Origin of the sequence: Streptomyces sp. YGL11-2 (assembly GCF_050054615.1) — a bacterium.
Lineage (GTDB): Bacteria > Actinomycetota > Actinomycetes > Streptomycetales > Streptomycetaceae > Streptomyces.
The window spans coordinates 37409-52164 of sequence record NZ_JBNHIN010000030.1 but is presented as its reverse complement, the minus strand read 5'-3'; the positions used below and the strand labels follow the sequence as shown (position 1 = coordinate 52164).

Below are 14756 nucleotides of genomic sequence, written 5' to 3'. Positions count from 1 at the left end.
GAGGGCGGCCCAGGGGCCCGGAGATTCCTGGCGGATCATCAGCTGAGTCAGAGCGCGCCGTGGGTGGGCAGGGCGGAGGGCGTCGCGGTCGGGGTCGGGGTGTGCTTCGGGTGCGGGGACGGCTTGTGGCTCGGGGACGGCTTGTGGCTCTCGGACGGCTTCGGGGACGGTTTCGCCGTCGGGGACGGTTTCGCCGTCGAGGGCGACTTCGCCTTGCCGGACGCGCCGCCGATGGCCTTCGCCACCGTCGCGCGGCCTGGGCTCCGATGCCGCTCGGCGGTGGCTGTGGCCGTCGGTGATGGCCGGGCCCGGGGCGTCTCGTGCGCGACGACGGCGCCCGCGCCCGGCTTCGGCCGCAGCGGGTGCGGCAGCAGCGCCGGCAGGGTCGGGCCGCCCAGGAGGGTGCTGACGAGCAGGGCGACGTAGGCCACTGCCGGGGTCACCAATGCGGCCACCAGGATGCGCAGCCGTCTGCGGCGGCCTCCCGACGCGTCGACGAATATGGGCTTGGGAGTGCGCGGTATCGGTCTGTCTAGCAGACGCAGAGTGTCACCGGTGGGCTCGGCCGGAGAACCAGCCACAGTAGTAGGCCCTTGACGAGGAACATCGGGAGACGTGGACGCTTCAGGCATCACTTCGTCCCCGGCGGGCGCCTGGCGCTCCGGAATGGTCTGCACAAGATCCGGACACTAGTGGCTGAATATAAGCGGGCGGTACAGGAGACGTGAAGCTCGCGAAAAGAGTCAGCAAAGCTGACGGCCGGGTCCAGGCGGCTAGCACGAAGTGGGTCAGTCCCGCGGACTGCTGATGGACATCTTGAAGTCGGCGCTCACGGTCAGCGGAGCCTTCAGATCCCACTGGCCGCGGTCCGCGAGCTTCTGCAGGGCCTGCGACCGGTCGACCGCCTGCGGCCAGTCGCTCTTGCGGTCGGGCGTGCAGGGGTGCTTCATGTGCTTCTGGCGGACGGTGTTGAACCGGGCCAGCCACGTCGCCTCGTTCACCCCGGAGGCCGGGTTGCCCCCGAGCGTCTTGTCGGTCTCATGGGCGATCTTCACCATGCCGTCGCAGTCGTCGGACCCCTGGCCCATCATCAGGGCGGTGTCGAAGAGGTTTTCCAGACCCAGTTCGCTCTTCACCCCCTCCTGCGCGCTGAGCTTCCTGGCCGGGGTGAGGTACGTGTCGTGTCCCACCTGGATCTGCAGCCTCCGGAAGACCGGGTCCAGGGCGGCCTTCTTCCAGTCGCGCACGAAGGCCCCGCCCAGCGCGCCGGTGTCCTCGCTTCCCGAGTCGGCCAGTCGCTGAAGGACGGTGGTGTACTTCGCGAGCACGTTCTGGGGTGCGGCGGCGTTGTACGACTTGACCAACCCGAGCATGTCGCCGCTCTGGCTGCAGAACCCGATCCACCCCGCCGTGTAGCCACAGCCGTCGTGCAGATCGGTGATGTAGGCGTACTGCGGAACGGTGGCACCGTTCTCGAACACCGCGGTGATGTCGTCCATCATCGGGATCGCCGCCGCACCCTCCGCACCCGCCGCGGGCGTCGCCGGAGCACCGGCCGTACCGCCGTCCTTGTCGGCCGCACCGGACGTGCAGCCCCCCACGGTGAGCACCGCACCGAGGACGACGAGCATGGTGCGACGTATTCTGCTCAACTCCACGAACCGCTCCGGCCTGTTCCTTGCTGACTGCGCCAGTTCACCGAAGAACTCCTGCCCGCGGAGCAACCGCGAACAGCAGACTTGATCAACTACCGCCTGCCTCTTCTTGCCCTGGGTCCTGTCCTGGGTCTTGCCGGGCACCCTAGCGTGCCGAGTTTTCGCCGTTCGGGGCGGTGGGCGCGGGCGCCGGAACGACTACGGCTCGTGCTCACCGGCGAAATCCCTTCCATCAAGGACGGCCGCAACCACCGCATCCTCCCCCGCCGGATCGACGAGTACCTCGAACACCGGCCCCGCGAGGCCGAGATGGAGTCGTCGGCCCGAGCGGCAAGCGCGGCAACGACAAAGGCAGGACGCCCGGACCACGCCGCGCTCAGCGCTCGGCGCTTGGCAACGCCCTGCGGGAAGAGTCGATCTCGACGCCGGAGAGGTCACGGGGGAACCGCGGCTCCAGCACATCGCCGCTCGACACGGAAGGCGTTGCGGAAGCTCGGCGAGCATTTCGGGAGCAAGCAAGCATCTCGGGAACACGGCGGATCCCGAGGAGTCGCTGTACGTCGCTGCCGTACGGCGCGAAAAAGCCCCCACCGAATCATCCCGGTAGGGGCTTTACTGCTCTCGCTACTACTGCGGTGGACCTGAGGGGACTCGAACCCCTGACCCCCTCGTTGCGAACGAGGTGCGCTACCAGCTGCGCCACAGGCCCTTGCGACGAGTGAAACTCTAGCATCTCGGTCGCGGTGCTCGGAAATCGCTTCCGGTGCTGGTCAGCGGAGCGCCGTCACTCGTTCGCCGCGCGGGGGCGGTCCTCGTCCTCGTACTGGTCGAAGAGCGGGGTGCGACCGCGGGCGCGGCGGCCGGGGTGGGTGGGGCGGTCCTGGGAGCTGTCGGGCTGGGGGTGGTCGGGGGCGGCGCTGGAGCGGGCGGAGCTCCAGGCGTCGTCGGCGTCCAGGTCGACGTGACTGGTGGCCCGGGGGGCGACCGGGGCAGTGACGTAGGTGGGCAGGGGCACCGGGACGGGCTCCCAGCTGCCGGAGGTGGAGCGCGGGCGCTCGCGTTCGCGCTGCTGGTCGACCCACTCGGCGTGGTCGGTCTCCTCGACGAGGGCACGGCGGCCGGCGGTCTGCGCGGGCGTCGCGGAGCGCGGGGACTCCGGGGCGGGGGCGGCGGGGGCGTCAGCGCGGGGGGCGGGCTGCTGGTCGGCGGCGGGCGGCTGGTCGGCCGCCCGCGAAGGGTGGGGCCTGCCTTCCCGCAGTCGCTGAGCTGCCGCCTCCGCCTTGCGCTGGTCCATGGTGAAGGTGAAGCGCCGCCGCTCCTGGGCGCGCAGATACACGATGTACGCGGTCAGGAGGATCGCGGGCAGGGCGGGGGCCCAGAGGAAGGGCAGGCCGCCCACGGCCGCGGCGATGGCACCGGCGGTGAAGGCGAAGAAGAGGATGGTGATGGTGCGCCGGCGGCGGGCGAGGACCTTGGCGCGCTTGGTGCGGTCGGCGGAGGTGGGGCGCGGCGGGGCCGCCTTGGGGCGGGCGGGGGCGGCGTCGCCGGAGGGCTCCGGGGCCGCCGCGGGGTCGCCGAAGGGCCGAACGCCGAGCGGGCTGTCCGGGTCGTCGACGGCGTCCGGGTCCTGCTCGTCGCCCGCATCGCCGGCGGGGCACACCTCCTGCTCCCTGTCGTAGCGGCGCTGCATGGCCGCGCGCCCGGACAGGAGCCGGATGGCAGTGCTGAAGCGCTCGGTCGGACGGGCCTCGTTGAGCTCGTCCTGCCTACGGAGCCACATCGGCACCAGGTAGGCGGCCCAGGCCCCGACGATGACTGCGTAGATGAGGCCGCTGCTTCTCACAACTCACACGGTAGAGGGGTTTGCGTGGGGCCATCCGCCAATTGGGCCGGTGTGTCGCACGATCTGGCTGATATCTCGAACTTTTTTTGTGATTGTTGCGATGACCTCGTGAGGAATCCGGCGCCGTTGAGGGATTAATTCGAACGGATTTTTCATTTGTGGGATGCGCCGGGTGCCCCGGGCGTACGGGGTTTCTGCCGCCGCCAGCGGTTGAGGAGGCCCTCGGGCACTTCCTCCGCGGTGAGCGCGAAAACCGCGTGGTCACGCCAGGCGCCGTCGATGTGGAGGTAGCGCGGGCGGATGCCTTCCTCGCGGAAGCCGAGTTTCTCCACCACGCGCCGGCTGGGGGTGTTTTCCGGCCGAATGCAGACCTCGATGCGGTGCAGTCCCACGGTGTGGAAGCAGTGGTCGACGGCGAGCGCCACGGCGGTCGGCATGACGCCGCGGCCGGCGACTTCCTGGTCGACCCAGTAGCCGATATGGCCCGAGCACATCGAGCCCCAGGTGATGCCGGCGACGGTGAGTTGCCCGACGAGCCGGCCGCGGTATTCCACGACGAACGGCAGCATCCGGCCGGCGTGCGCCTCGGCGCGCAGATGCCGGACCATCTGACGGAACGTCGGGCGGTGCGGCACCGGGAAGCCGGGCGGGGACGGCGGGACGGTGGCTTCCCAGGGGCGCAGCCAGTCGCGGTTGCGGCGGTTGACCTCCCGCCAGGGGCGCTGGTCGCGCAGCTTTATCGGGCGGAGGGAGACGTCTCCGTCGGTCAGGACCACCGGCCAGGGCGCGTTCAGCTGGGGCTCCCGGAGGGTCTGGGGTGGTCGCCGCCGCCGAGCTGGTCGACCGCGTGCGGGAGGAGGTCGGCCAGGACGGCGAGCCCGTCGCGTACGCCGCCCGTCGAGCCCGGCAGGTTGACGATCAGGGTCCGGCCGGCGACGCCCGCCAGGCCGCGGGAGAGGGCCGCGGTGGGGACCGTGGCACGGCCGGCGGCGCGGATCGCCTCGGGGATGCCGGGGACCTCGTAGTCCAGGACCCGGCGGGTGGCCTCGGGGGTGCGGTCGGTGGGCGAGACGCCGGTGCCGCCGGTGGTCAGGACGACGTCGTAGGACTGGGCGGCGGCGTCGCGCAGCGCGGCCTCCACCGGGTCGCCGTCGGGGACGACCCGGGGGCCGTCGACCGTGAAGCCCATGGCGGTCAGGCCCTCGGCGAGCAGCGGGCCGCCCTTGTCCTCGTACACGCCGGCGGCGGCGCGGTTGGAGGCGGTGACGACGAGGGCGCGGGCGGGTCTCACGACCGGCTCCAGTCGCCGGACTTGCCGCCGGTCTTCTCCTCGACGCGGACGTCGGAGATCACCGCGGCCTTGTCGACGGCCTTGACCATGTCGACGACGGTGAGCGCGGCGACGGACACCGCCGTCAGGGCCTCCATCTCGACGCCCGTGCGGTCGGTGGTCCGGACCGTGGCGGTGATCTCGACGGCGTCGTCGGCGACGGCGAGGTCCACCGTGACCCCGGAGACGGCGAGCGGGTGGCAGAGCGGGATCAGCTCGGGGGTGCGCTTGGCGCCCATGATGCCGGCGATCCGGGCGGTGGCCAGGGCGTCGCCCTTCGGCACCCCCTCACCCCGCAGCAACGCGATGACCTGCGGCGATACCAGGACCCGGCCGCGGGCGCGGGCGGTGCGGGCGGTGACGTCCTTCGCCGTGACGTCGACCATCCGGGCCGCGCCCGACGCGTCGATATGGGTGAGGTGTTGCTGGCCGCTGCTCATCGTTCTCCCGGTCCAAACTGCCGCCTGTGGGACGACACCGTACCCCCGGGGGCTACCGGGCACCCGCCGCGGGCTTCCTCTTTCCGGTATACGACTTCCCGTTCCCGCTACGCGACTTCTCGCCCGGCGGTGTGCGGCCGGCGGTCACCCGCGGCCGAGCAGGATGACCTCCACGGTGGCGTCCGCGGGCACCTCGGCGAGGTCCTCGGGGACGACGATCAGCGCGTCGGAGTGGGCCATGGCCTTGATCAGGTGGGAGCCGCTGCCGCCGACGGGGGTGACCGTGCCGGCCTCCGGGTCGTAGGTGCCGCGCAGGAACTGCCGCCTGCCCTTGGGGGAGGAGCCGATGGCCTCGGTGCAGCGGGCGCGGGCGGTGGGGCGGTGGATGTCGGGGTGGCCCATGAGCGTGCGGATGACGGGGCGGACGAAGAGTTCGAAGGAGACGTAGGAGCTGACCGGGTTGCCGGGCAGGGCCAGCAGCGGGACGCGGTCGGGGCCGATGAGCCCGAAGCCCTGGGGCTTGCCGGGCTGCATGGCGAGCTTGCGGAACTCCACCCGGCCGGTGACCGGGGAGGACCCCTCGGGCGCGGTGTCCGCGGCCAGGTCGGTCAGGGTCTCCTTGACGACGTCGTAGGCGCCGACGCTGACGCCGCCGCTGGTGACCAGGACGTCGGCCCGGGCGAGCTGGTCCTCCAGGGTGGCGCGGAGGGTGCCGGCGTCGTCGGCGACGGCGCCGACGCGGTAGGCGACGGCGCCGGCCTCGCGGGCGGCGGCGGTGAGCTGGAAGCTGTTGGAGTCGTGGATCTGGCCGGGGCCCAACGCCTCGCCGGGCTGGACCAGTTCGCTTCCGGTCGACATCACGACGACCCGGGGGCGGGGGCGGACCCGTACGGTGCCGCGGCCGATGGCGGCCAGCAGGCCGAGCTGCGAGGGGCCCAGGACCGTGCCCGCGGGCAGCGCCCGCTCGCCCGCCGTGACGTCGCTGCCGCGCCGGCGGACATGGGCGCCGGCGGCGGCCGGGCGGTGCACCCGGACCTCGCCGGACGCGTCCTGGGGCGCGGCGCTGCGCGCGCGCATCGCGGCGGCCGGCCCCCGGCCCGTGCCGCCGTCGGTCCACTCGACGGGGACGACGGCGTCGGCGCCGGGCGGCACCGGGGCGCCGGTCATGATGCGGGCGGCCTGGCCGGGGCCGACGGCGGGAAGCTCACCGCTGCCGGCGGCGACGTCGCCGATGACGGTGAGGACCGCCGGGGCGCCCTCGGTGGCGTCCGCGACGTCGGCGACGCGCACCGCGTAGCCGTCCATGGAGCTGTTGTCGAACGGCGGCAGCGGCAGCGGGACGGCGATGTCCTCGGCGAGGACGCAGCCCTGGGCGTCGAGCAGCTGCCGCTCGACCGGCTCCAGCGGGCGGATCGCCGCCAGGACGTCGTCGAGGTGCTCGGCCACCGACCAGACGCGGTCCGGGTGGCTGGTCTGGCCGGTGGTGCCGTTCAACGTCCTACATCTCCTCGGTGACGTAACTGCGCAGCCAGGCCCGGAAGTCGGGGCCCAGGTCCTCACGTTCGCATGCCAGTCTGACAATGGCACGCAGATAGTCGCCGCGGTCGCCGGTGTCGTAGCGGCGGCCCTTGAAGACCACGCCGTGCACCGGGCCGCCCAGCCCCGGGTCGGCGGCCAGTGCCTGGAGGGCGTCGGTGAGCTGGATCTCACCGCCGCGGCCGGGGTCGGTCTTGCGGAGCACCTCGAAGACGGCGGGGTCGAGGACGTAGCGGCCGATGATGGCGAGGTTGCTGGGCGCCTCGCCCGGCTCGGGCTTCTCGACCAGGTCGGAGACGGTGACCACGTCGTCGTCGCCGGTGGGGGCGGCGGCCGCGCAGCCGTAGAGGTGGATGGCGGAGGGGTCGACCTCCATGAGGGCGATGACCGAGCCGCCGTGCTCCTCCTGCACCTCTATCATCCGGCGCAGCAGGGGGTCGCGGGGGTCGATGAGGTCGTCGCCCAGGAGGACCGCGAACGGCTGGTCGCCGACGTGCGGGGCGGCGCACAGCACGGCGTGGCCCAGGCCCCTGGGGTTGCCCTGGCGTACGTAGTGGATGGTCGCCAGGTCGCTGGATTCCTGGACCTTGGCGAGGCGGGATCCGTCGCCCTTGCGGTGCAGTGCCTCTTCGAGCTCGTAGTTGCGGTCGAAGTGGTCCTCCAGGGGCCGCTTGTTGCGTCCGGTCACCATGAGGACGTCGGAGAGTCCGGCCGCGGCTGCCTCCTCCACGACGTACTGGATGGCGGGCTTGTCGACGACCGGGAGCATCTCCTTGGGGGTGGCCTTCGTCGCCGGCAGGAAACGGGTGCCGAGCCCTGCGGCCGGGATGACAGCCTTGCTGATCCGTGCGTGCGATGGGGTGGTCATGCGCGCCACCCTAACCGGGCCGAACGGCACGATGATGAGGGTCCGGTTAAGAGATCATGAGAGACCGAGCGAGGCCACACGTGAGCGTTGACCACGAGAGAAAGCGCAGGTTGCGGCGGGATCTCCAGGAGGTGAGGAGATCGTTGCCGGCCGCCGTCGTCGCGGAGCGGGGCGCCGCGCTGGCCCGCCGAGTGCTGGCGCTGGACGAGCTGCGGGCGGGCCCCGCCGAGGGCGCCGGGCCGACCGTCGCGGCGTATGTGTCGATCGGCGGTGAGCCGGACACCCGGGCGCTGCTCGACGCGCTGCGGGCGGCCGGGGTGCGGGTGCTGCTGCCGGTCCTGCTGCCGGACAACGATCTGGACTGGGCGGTGTACGAGGGTGCCGAGCACCTGGTCCCGGCGGGCTGGGGGCTGCACGAGCCGGACGGCCCGCGGCTGACGCCGGAAGCCGTGACGCGGGCGGACGTGGTGCTGCTGCCGGGGCTGGCGGTGGACCGTACGGGGCTGCGGCTGGGGCGCGGCGGCGGCTCGTACGACCGGGTGCTGGCGCGGCTGGAGCGGGCCGGTGCGCGGACGTCGCTGGTGGTGCTGCTGCACGACGGCGAGGTGCTGGACGAGGTCCCGGCGGAGCCGCACGACCGCCGGGTGCACGCGGCGGTGACGCCCTCGGGGGTGCACCGCTTCCGGCACTGAGCGGCGGGGCGGGGGAACTCCGCGGAACCTGGCGCGAACGCGGCGAGAGCGCGGCGAGAGCGCGGCGAGAGCGCGGCGAGAGCGCGGCGAGAGCGCGACGTGGACCCGGCGAGAACGCGTCGAAAGGGGCCCCGGAAAGGCCGGAAACCGCCGAACTCCCGCGTCCTGTAGCACAGTTGGGCCCGTAACGCGGTCGGGCGGGCCGGAGGGATCCGCCCCCCCCGGTGGCGGTGGCGCGCCCCGCGGCGGGGGCGGCCGGGTGTTACGGCGACAGCGTCAGCGTTTCCTTGCCCGCCTTCTTGACGGCGTCTTCGCCGAACGCCCAGGGGAGGAGTTCGCCCTTGGCCCACTTGTCGGTCTGGTCGTAGTAGTGGGCGTCGTAGGCGTGCCCGGAGGCGCCGGTGAGGTTGATCCAGCGGGACTTGTCGAGGTCGGCGAGGTTGACGATCATCCGCATGGACGGGACCCAGGTGACCTTGTAGCCGCCGGAGGCGTTCCAGCCGGTGGCGTCGACCGCGGCCTCGCCGCCGCCGAGGTTCCACGGGCCGCGGTTGAACAGGCCCTGGAGGAAGCCCGGCCCGTCCTTGCCGAGGGTCTGGTTGGTGAGGTCCATCTGGTGCAGCCGGCCCCAGGTCCAGTTGTCGATGTTCTTGCCGAGCTGGGAGGTCAGCTCGTAGCGGGCGTCCTTCATGGCCTGCGCGAGGAGCTGGTCGCGGTTCTTGAGGCCGGGGTGGCCGGGCCGGTCCTCGGTCTTCCACCAGGCGTTGTTGGGGTCGTCGAGGATGTTGCGGACGACCTCGTACCAGCGGTCGCCGCCGTCGGGCTGGGCGGTGTCGCCGGCCCGCTGGCCGCATTCGCGGACCAGCTTGTTCTGGTCGTCGGCGGGTCCGGTGTCGCTGGCCGGGCGGACGTAGAGGCACTGGCCCTGGACGCGCAGCTCCTTGGGCATCTTGTTGCCGAAGGCGAGCTTGAGGGTGTTGCGCCAGACGGCGTTGAAGTACGCGGCGGCGGCGGAGTCGGGCTCCTGGGTGAAGTCCCAGCCGTTGAGCAGCTGCTGGGCGTCGCGGACGTACTTGTCCTTGATGTCGATCTTCGTCAGGTAGGGGGTCAGCAGCCGGGCGATCTCGCTGCTGTTGTCCTTCTGGAAGGTCTGCATGTCGTCGGTGGAGACCTTGCCGCCGTCCTTGATCTTGGACTCGATGAGGTCGTTGATCCGCTGGCTGCGGGTGCCGTAGCCCCAGTCCTTGGTGATCAGGTAGGGGTACTTCTCGTCGGTGACGGCCTGGTTGGCGGTGACGATGAAGCCGCGCTTGGGGTTGTACTCGTACGGCAGCGCGCTCTGCGGGATGTAGCCGGTCCACTGGTAGGCGGGGTCCCAGCCGGGCGCCGGGTAGCTGCCGTCGCCCTTGCCGCGGACCGGGATCTTCCCGGGTGCCTGGTAGCCGATGTTGCCCTTGGTGTCGGCGTAGATCAGGTTCTGGGAGGGGACCTCGAAGTCGGCGGCGGCCTTGCGGAAGTCCGTCCAGTCCTTGGACCGGTTGATCTCGAAGAAGGCGTCCATGGTCTTGCCGGGGTCCAGGGCGGTCCAGCGCAGCGATACGGCGTAGCCGTCGCCGCGATCGGGGGCGCCGTTGGCCACCGGGGCGTCCTTGCCGACGCCGGCCAGCTCGTCGTCGCGGTCGGAGACGATCGGGCCGTTGTTGGTGGCGCGGACGGTGATCTGGCGGCTTTCGTCGCCGGCGACCTTGATGGTCTCCCGGCGCGTGACGAAGGGCTGCTGCTTGCCGTCGTAGAGGTACCCGTCGGCGTTGATCTTCTCCAGGTACAGGTCGGTGACGTCCGCGCCGAGGTTGGTCATGCCCCAGGAGATGTTCTGGTTGTGGCCGATGATGACGCCGGGCATGCCGGAGAAGGTGAAGCCGGCGACGTCGTAGTTGCACTTGGGGCCGGTGGTGCGGCAGTGCAGGCCCATCTGGTACCAGAGCGAGGGCATCTGCGGCGCCAGGTGCGGGTCGTTGGCGAGCAGCGGCTTGCCGGTGGTGGTGTGCTCCCCGGAGACGACCCAGGAGTTGGAGCCGATGCCGTTGCCGTTGGGGCCGAGCAGCGCCGGGATCTTGTCGAGGGTGGTGGACAGCGCGGAGAGCTGCGAGTGGACCCGCGCGCTGGCCGCGCCCGGGCTGCCGGCGGAGGTGCTGCCGGCGGTGGCCTTGGGGTCGAACTCCTTGGTGGCCGGGTCGACCGCGCCGCCGTCGACGATCGGCCGGTTCCGCTGGTACGGATAGGCCGGGTAGAGCTGGTCGATCTGGGCCGGGGTGAACCGGCTGGCCATCAGGGCGCGGTCGATCTCCTCCTGCATGTTGCCACGCAGGTCCCAGGCCATCGCCTTGAGCCAGGCCACCGAGTCGACCGGGGTCCACTTCTCGGGCTTGTAGTCGTTCTCGAAGCCGAGCGCCGCGTACTCCAGGGACAGCGCCGAGCCCTGATGTTCCTTGAGGTAGGCGTTGACGCCCGCGGAGTACGCCTGGAGGTTCTTCTTGGTGTCGGCCGACAGCTTGGTGTCGTATTCCTTCTGTGCCACTTCGTGCCAGCCGAGGGTCCGCAGGAACTCGTCGGTCTTGACCTGACTCTTGCCGAACATTTCCGAAAGCCGGCCGGCGGTCATGTGCCGGCGGACGTCCATCTCCCAGAACCGGTCCTGGGCCTGGACGTATCCCTGGGCGCGGAAGAGGTCCTGGTCGGTGTCGGCGTAGATCTGCGGAATGCCGTTGGCGTCGCGCACGACGTCCACCGGGTCGGTCAGGCCCGGGAGTTTGAGCGCCCCGGTGGTCTCCGGGAAGGATGCGCGCACGGTGCTGACGCTCCAGTACGCGCCGAAGCCGATGCCCGCCACGAGCAGCAGCACGACCATGAGCGCGACGAGGCGGCCACGCCGCCCCTTCTTCTTTTTGGGGGCCGGTCCGGACTTGTTGGCGGGCATCTCTGTCCTTCGAGGGGCAGGGTGGGAGTGCTGGAGCAACCATAGGCGCACGGCCTGTGCGACCCCTACGCGGAGTCACCACCAGCACATCAAACTTTCAAGTACTGGTAAATTGTTAGGGTCAGTAACTAGATACGGTAAGGACCGCCCACCCGTCCGCCCCGATCCGCGCGAGGAAGGATCAGCTCCTGACTGTCGAACACCTCAACGAACTCCTGCTGGTCTGCTCGCTCGTACTGCTCATCGCCGTCGCCGCAGTACGGCTCTCCTCGCGCAGCGGGCTCCCCAGCCTGCTCATCTACCTGGGGATAGGCATCGCCATCGGGCAGGACGGCATCGGCGGCATCGTCTTCGACAACGCCGAACTGACCCAACTCCTGGGCTACGCGGCCCTGGTGGTGATCCTCGCCGAGGGCGGCCTGGGCACCAAGTGGAAAGAGATCAAACCGGCACTGCCCCAGGCCGCGGTGCTCTCGACGTTCGGCGTCGCGGTGAGCGTGGGGGTCACCGCGGCCGGCGCGCACTACCTCGCCGGACTCGAATGGCGCCAGGCCCTGCTGATCGGCGCGGTGGTCTCCTCCACGGACGCCGCGGCCGTCTTCTCGGTCCTGCGCAGCGTGCCGTTGCCGTCCCGGCTGACCGGTGTCCTGGAGGCCGAGTCCGGCTTCAACGACGCCCCGGTGGTCATCCTCGTCGTCGCCTTCTCCACCGCCGGCCCGATCGAGCACTGGTACGTCCTCCTCGGCGAGATAGCGTTGGAGCTCGCCATCGGCGCCGCCGTCGGACTGGCCATCGGCTGGCTCGGCGCCTACGGCATGCGGCATGTGGCGCTGCCCGCCTCCGGCCTCTACCCGATCGCCGTGATGGCCATCGCCGTCTCCGCGTACGCGGCCGGCGCGCTGGCGCACGGCTCCGGCTTCCTCGCCGTCTATCTGGCCGCGGTCGTCCTCGGCAACGCCAAGCTGCCGCACGCCCCGGCCACCCGCGGGTTCGCCGAGGGGGTCGGCTGGATCGGCCAGATCGGGATGTTCGTGCTGCTGGGCCTCCTCGTCACCCCGCACAACCTGCTCGACGACATCGTGCCGGCACTGCTCATCGGCATGATCCTGACACTCGTCGCCCGGCCGCTGTCCGTCTTCACCTCGCTGCTGCCGTTCCGGGTGCCCTGGCGGGAGAAGACGCTGCTGTCCTGGGCCGGACTGCGCGGCGCGGTGCCCATCGTGCTGGCCACCATCCCGATGGTGACCGACGTCCCCGGCAGCGAGACGGTCTTCAACATCGTCTTCGTCCTGGTCGTCGTCTACACCCTCATCCAGGGACCCACCCTGCCGTGGCTGGCCCGCCGGCTGCGGCTCGGCGAGGGTGAGGAGGCCGCCGACCTGGGCATCGAGTCGGCACCCCTGGAGCGGCTGCGCGGCCATCTGCTGTCGACGTCGATAGGGCCCACCTCCCGTATGCACGGCGTCGAGGTCGGCGAACTGCGGATGCCTGCGGGCGCCGCGGTCACCCTCGTCGTACGGGACGGCGCCAGCTTCGTCCCCTCCCCCACCACCGTGCTGCGGCGCGGCGACGAACTGCTGGTGGTCGCCACCGACCCGGTGCGCGACGCGGCCGAGCGGCGGCTCCAGGCCGTCTCGCAGGGCGGCAAGCTGGCCGGCTGGCTGGGGGCCGGCGTGCCCCCGGAGGAGGCCGGCCGGCGGCCCCGGCGCGGCTGAGCCGGGACGCAGGGGTCGGCCGGTCCCGGCCCCGCGCGCGGCCCGGCTTGCCCGGCCCGGCCGCGAATGTGCTGTATCTCTCCACGGAACCCAAGGAAATCCCGGTGAAGCCCTGGTTAATCCCAGGGCTTCACGGCTTTCGACCTGTAGTATGAAGACAGAAATTTTTTGACGGATTACGAACCACCTCTGCCTGACGCAGAGCTGGCGCGACCGCTCGGCGGCCGCGGTCCCCTGCCACACGCAGCCACCCCTCCGGTGCGGACCACGCGGTATCACTCGGTCCTGCGCGAGAGGACAGCTCTCGGCGCGTACCCGTGACGACCTCTCGGGGCAGCGCTACCAGGTGGCAGAAAGGCCCGGCCGTGGCATCCGCGGTCAAGGATCCCCGTCCCGGTTACGGACAACTGTTGCGCACGCCCGGCGCGTGGACGTTCCTGCTGCCCGGCTTCCTGGCCCGGCAGCCGTTCGCGATGCTGACCATCGGCATCGTGCTGCTCGTCCAGTCCACCACCGGCTCCTACGGCACCGCCGGCGCGGTCTCCGCCGCCACTGGCGTCTCGATGGCGCTGTTCGCCCCGCAGAGCGGCAAGCTCGCCGACCGCTTCGGCCAGCGCGCCGTCCTGATCCCCGGTGTCCTGGTGCACGTCGCCGGCGTCTCGGCCCTGATCGCCCTGGCCCTCGCGCACGCCCCCCTGTGGGCGCTGCTCGCGGTGGCCGTCCCCACCGGCGCCTCGACGCCGCAGGTCGGCCCGATGGTGCGGGCCCGCTGGGCGGCGAACCTCGGCGGCAGCCCGCTGATGCCGACGGCCGCCGCCTTCGAGTCGGTCACCGACGAGTTCACGTTCGTCGTCGGCCCGGTGCTGGCCACCGCGCTGTGCACCGGCATCCACCCGGCCGCCGGCCTGATCGCCGAGGCCGCGCTGTCACTGGCCGGCGGCCTCCTGTTCGCCTCCCAGCGGCGCACCCAGCCGCCCGTCCACCGGGGGCACTCCGACGACGCCCCGCGCGTCTCCGCACTGTCCGTCCCCGGCGTACGCGTCCTGATCGTGGCGTTCCTCGGCATCGGCTCCGTCTTCGGCGGGATGCAGGTCTCGCTGACCGCGCTCACCGAGCACATCGGACAGCCCGGCATCAACGGCGTCCTCTACGGGATCTTCGCCGGCGGGAACATGCTCGCCGGCATCGCCTGCGGCGCCATCGCCTGGAAGATCGGCCCGCGCCGCCGGCTGTTGGTCGCCTACGGGCTGCTGGCGCTGGCCACCACCCCGCTGTGGGCGGTGACCTCCGTACCGCTGCTGGGCGCCGTCGGCCTGGTCGTCGGCCTGTGCATCGCCCCCGCGCTGATCACCGGCTACACCCTCGTCGAGTCGCTGGTCCCGGCCGCCGCCCGTACCGAAGCCTTCACCTGGCTGACCGGCGCGGTCGCGCTGGGCCAGGCCGCCGCGGCCACCTCCGCCGGCCAGTTGGCGGACCGCTTCGGCCCGAGCACCGGGTTCCTGGTGCCGCTGGCCGGCACCGCGCTGGCCCTGGTCGTGCTGCTGGCGCTGCGGGCGCACCTGCTGCCGCGGCCCTCGAAGGTGGTCGCCGGGTCGGCGGACAGCGCCGACGGCGCCTCCGGGCCGGCCCTCGACGACCGCGACCGCGAGCTGGCGAACGCCTGACGGACCGCCGGGCCGGACGCGACGGGCGTCCGGCCC

At 71.8% G+C, this 14756-nt stretch carries 12 protein-coding genes and 1 tRNA gene; 3 read left to right on the top strand and 10 right to left on the bottom strand.

The window, feature by feature from the left end; all coding sequences use genetic code 11:
• Positions 1–47: 47 nt before the first annotated feature.
• From ACO1BR_RS28760 to galU, 9 genes are all read right to left on the bottom strand, one after another.
• The gene (locus tag ACO1BR_RS28760; protein ID WP_426798010.1) at positions 48–443 is read right to left on the bottom strand and encodes a hypothetical protein; all 396 of its coding nucleotides are present in this window, start codon (positions 441–443) and stop codon (positions 48–50) included.
• A gap of 345 nt (positions 444–788) precedes the next feature.
• Positions 789–1658 (bottom strand): chitosanase, encoded by an 870-nt coding sequence (locus tag ACO1BR_RS28755; RefSeq protein WP_426798009.1) that lies wholly within the window; start codon positions 1656–1658, stop codon positions 789–791.
• A gap of 633 nt (positions 1659–2291) precedes the next feature.
• Positions 2292–2364 (bottom strand) — tRNA-Ala (locus tag ACO1BR_RS28750).
• Between the two features lie 75 nt (positions 2365–2439).
• Complete coding sequence (locus tag ACO1BR_RS28745) at positions 2440–3498, bottom strand: hypothetical protein (protein ID WP_426798008.1); 1059 nt, start codon at positions 3496–3498, stop codon at positions 2440–2442.
• A 152-nt stretch (positions 3499–3650) separates the two neighbouring features.
• The gene (locus tag ACO1BR_RS28740; protein WP_426798007.1) at positions 3651–4274 is read right to left on the bottom strand and encodes a GNAT family N-acetyltransferase; all 624 of its coding nucleotides are present in this window, start codon (positions 4272–4274) and stop codon (positions 3651–3653) included.
• Between the two features lie 14 nt (positions 4275–4288).
• The gene (locus ACO1BR_RS28735) at positions 4289–4789 is read right to left on the bottom strand and encodes a MogA/MoaB family molybdenum cofactor biosynthesis protein (protein WP_426798006.1); all 501 of its coding nucleotides are present in this window, start codon (positions 4787–4789) and stop codon (positions 4289–4291) included.
• Complete coding sequence (moaC, locus tag ACO1BR_RS28730; protein ID WP_426798005.1) at positions 4786–5268, bottom strand: cyclic pyranopterin monophosphate synthase MoaC; 483 nt, start codon at positions 5266–5268, stop codon at positions 4786–4788. The genes ACO1BR_RS28735 and moaC overlap by 4 nt, the downstream gene beginning before the upstream one ends.
• Before the next feature lie 144 nt (positions 5269–5412).
• Positions 5413–6762 carry a gephyrin-like molybdotransferase Glp gene (gene glp / locus ACO1BR_RS28725; RefSeq protein WP_426798004.1) on the bottom strand — a complete coding sequence of 450 codons (1350 nt, stop codon included), beginning with the start codon at positions 6760–6762 and terminating at the stop codon, positions 5413–5415.
• Positions 6763–6766: 4 nt separating this feature from the next.
• Entirely contained in the window at positions 6767–7672 is a 906-nt protein-coding gene (gene galU / locus ACO1BR_RS28720; RefSeq protein ID WP_426798003.1) for a UTP--glucose-1-phosphate uridylyltransferase GalU, read from the bottom strand.
• A gap of 143 nt (positions 7673–7815) precedes the next feature.
• Here galU and ACO1BR_RS28715 point away from each other — a divergent pair, with 143 nt between their 5' ends.
• Positions 7816–8364 (top strand): 5-formyltetrahydrofolate cyclo-ligase, encoded by a 549-nt coding sequence (locus tag ACO1BR_RS28715; RefSeq protein WP_426798002.1) that lies wholly within the window; start codon positions 7816–7818, stop codon positions 8362–8364.
• 262 nt (positions 8365–8626) lie between these two features.
• Here ACO1BR_RS28715 and ACO1BR_RS28710 read toward each other — a convergent pair whose 3' ends face one another.
• A complete protein-coding gene (locus ACO1BR_RS28710; protein ID WP_426798001.1) occupies positions 8627–11341 on the bottom strand; it encodes a penicillin acylase family protein in 2715 nt (904 codons plus the stop codon).
• A 188-nt stretch (positions 11342–11529) separates the two neighbouring features.
• On the opposite strand from ACO1BR_RS28710, the gene ACO1BR_RS28705 reads away from it, so the two are divergent.
• Together ACO1BR_RS28705 and ACO1BR_RS28700 are read left to right on the top strand one after the other, a co-directional pair.
• Positions 11530–13056: a potassium/proton antiporter gene (locus ACO1BR_RS28705; protein ID WP_426798051.1), complete on the top strand. Its 1527-nt coding sequence runs from the start codon at positions 11530–11532 to the stop codon at positions 13054–13056.
• A gap of 365 nt (positions 13057–13421) precedes the next feature.
• Positions 13422–14720, top strand: a complete 1299-nt coding sequence (locus tag ACO1BR_RS28700; protein ID WP_426798000.1) for an MFS transporter — start codon at positions 13422–13424, stop codon at positions 14718–14720.
• The last annotated feature ends 36 nt before the right edge of the window (positions 14721–14756 follow it).

What these genes read in the sequence shown, in the direction of transcription:
- moaC (WP_426798005.1), bottom strand. Translation starts at nt 5,268, where the DNA reads ATGAGCAGCGGCCAGCAACACCTCACCCATATCGACGCGTCGGGCGCG.
- galU (WP_426798003.1), bottom strand. Translation starts at nt 7,672, where the DNA reads ATGACCACCCCATCGCACGCACGGATCAGCAAGGCTGTCATCCCGGCC.
- ACO1BR_RS28710 (WP_426798001.1), bottom strand. Translation starts at nt 11,341, where the DNA reads ATGCCCGCCAACAAGTCCGGACCGGCCCCCAAAAAGAAGAAGGGGCGG.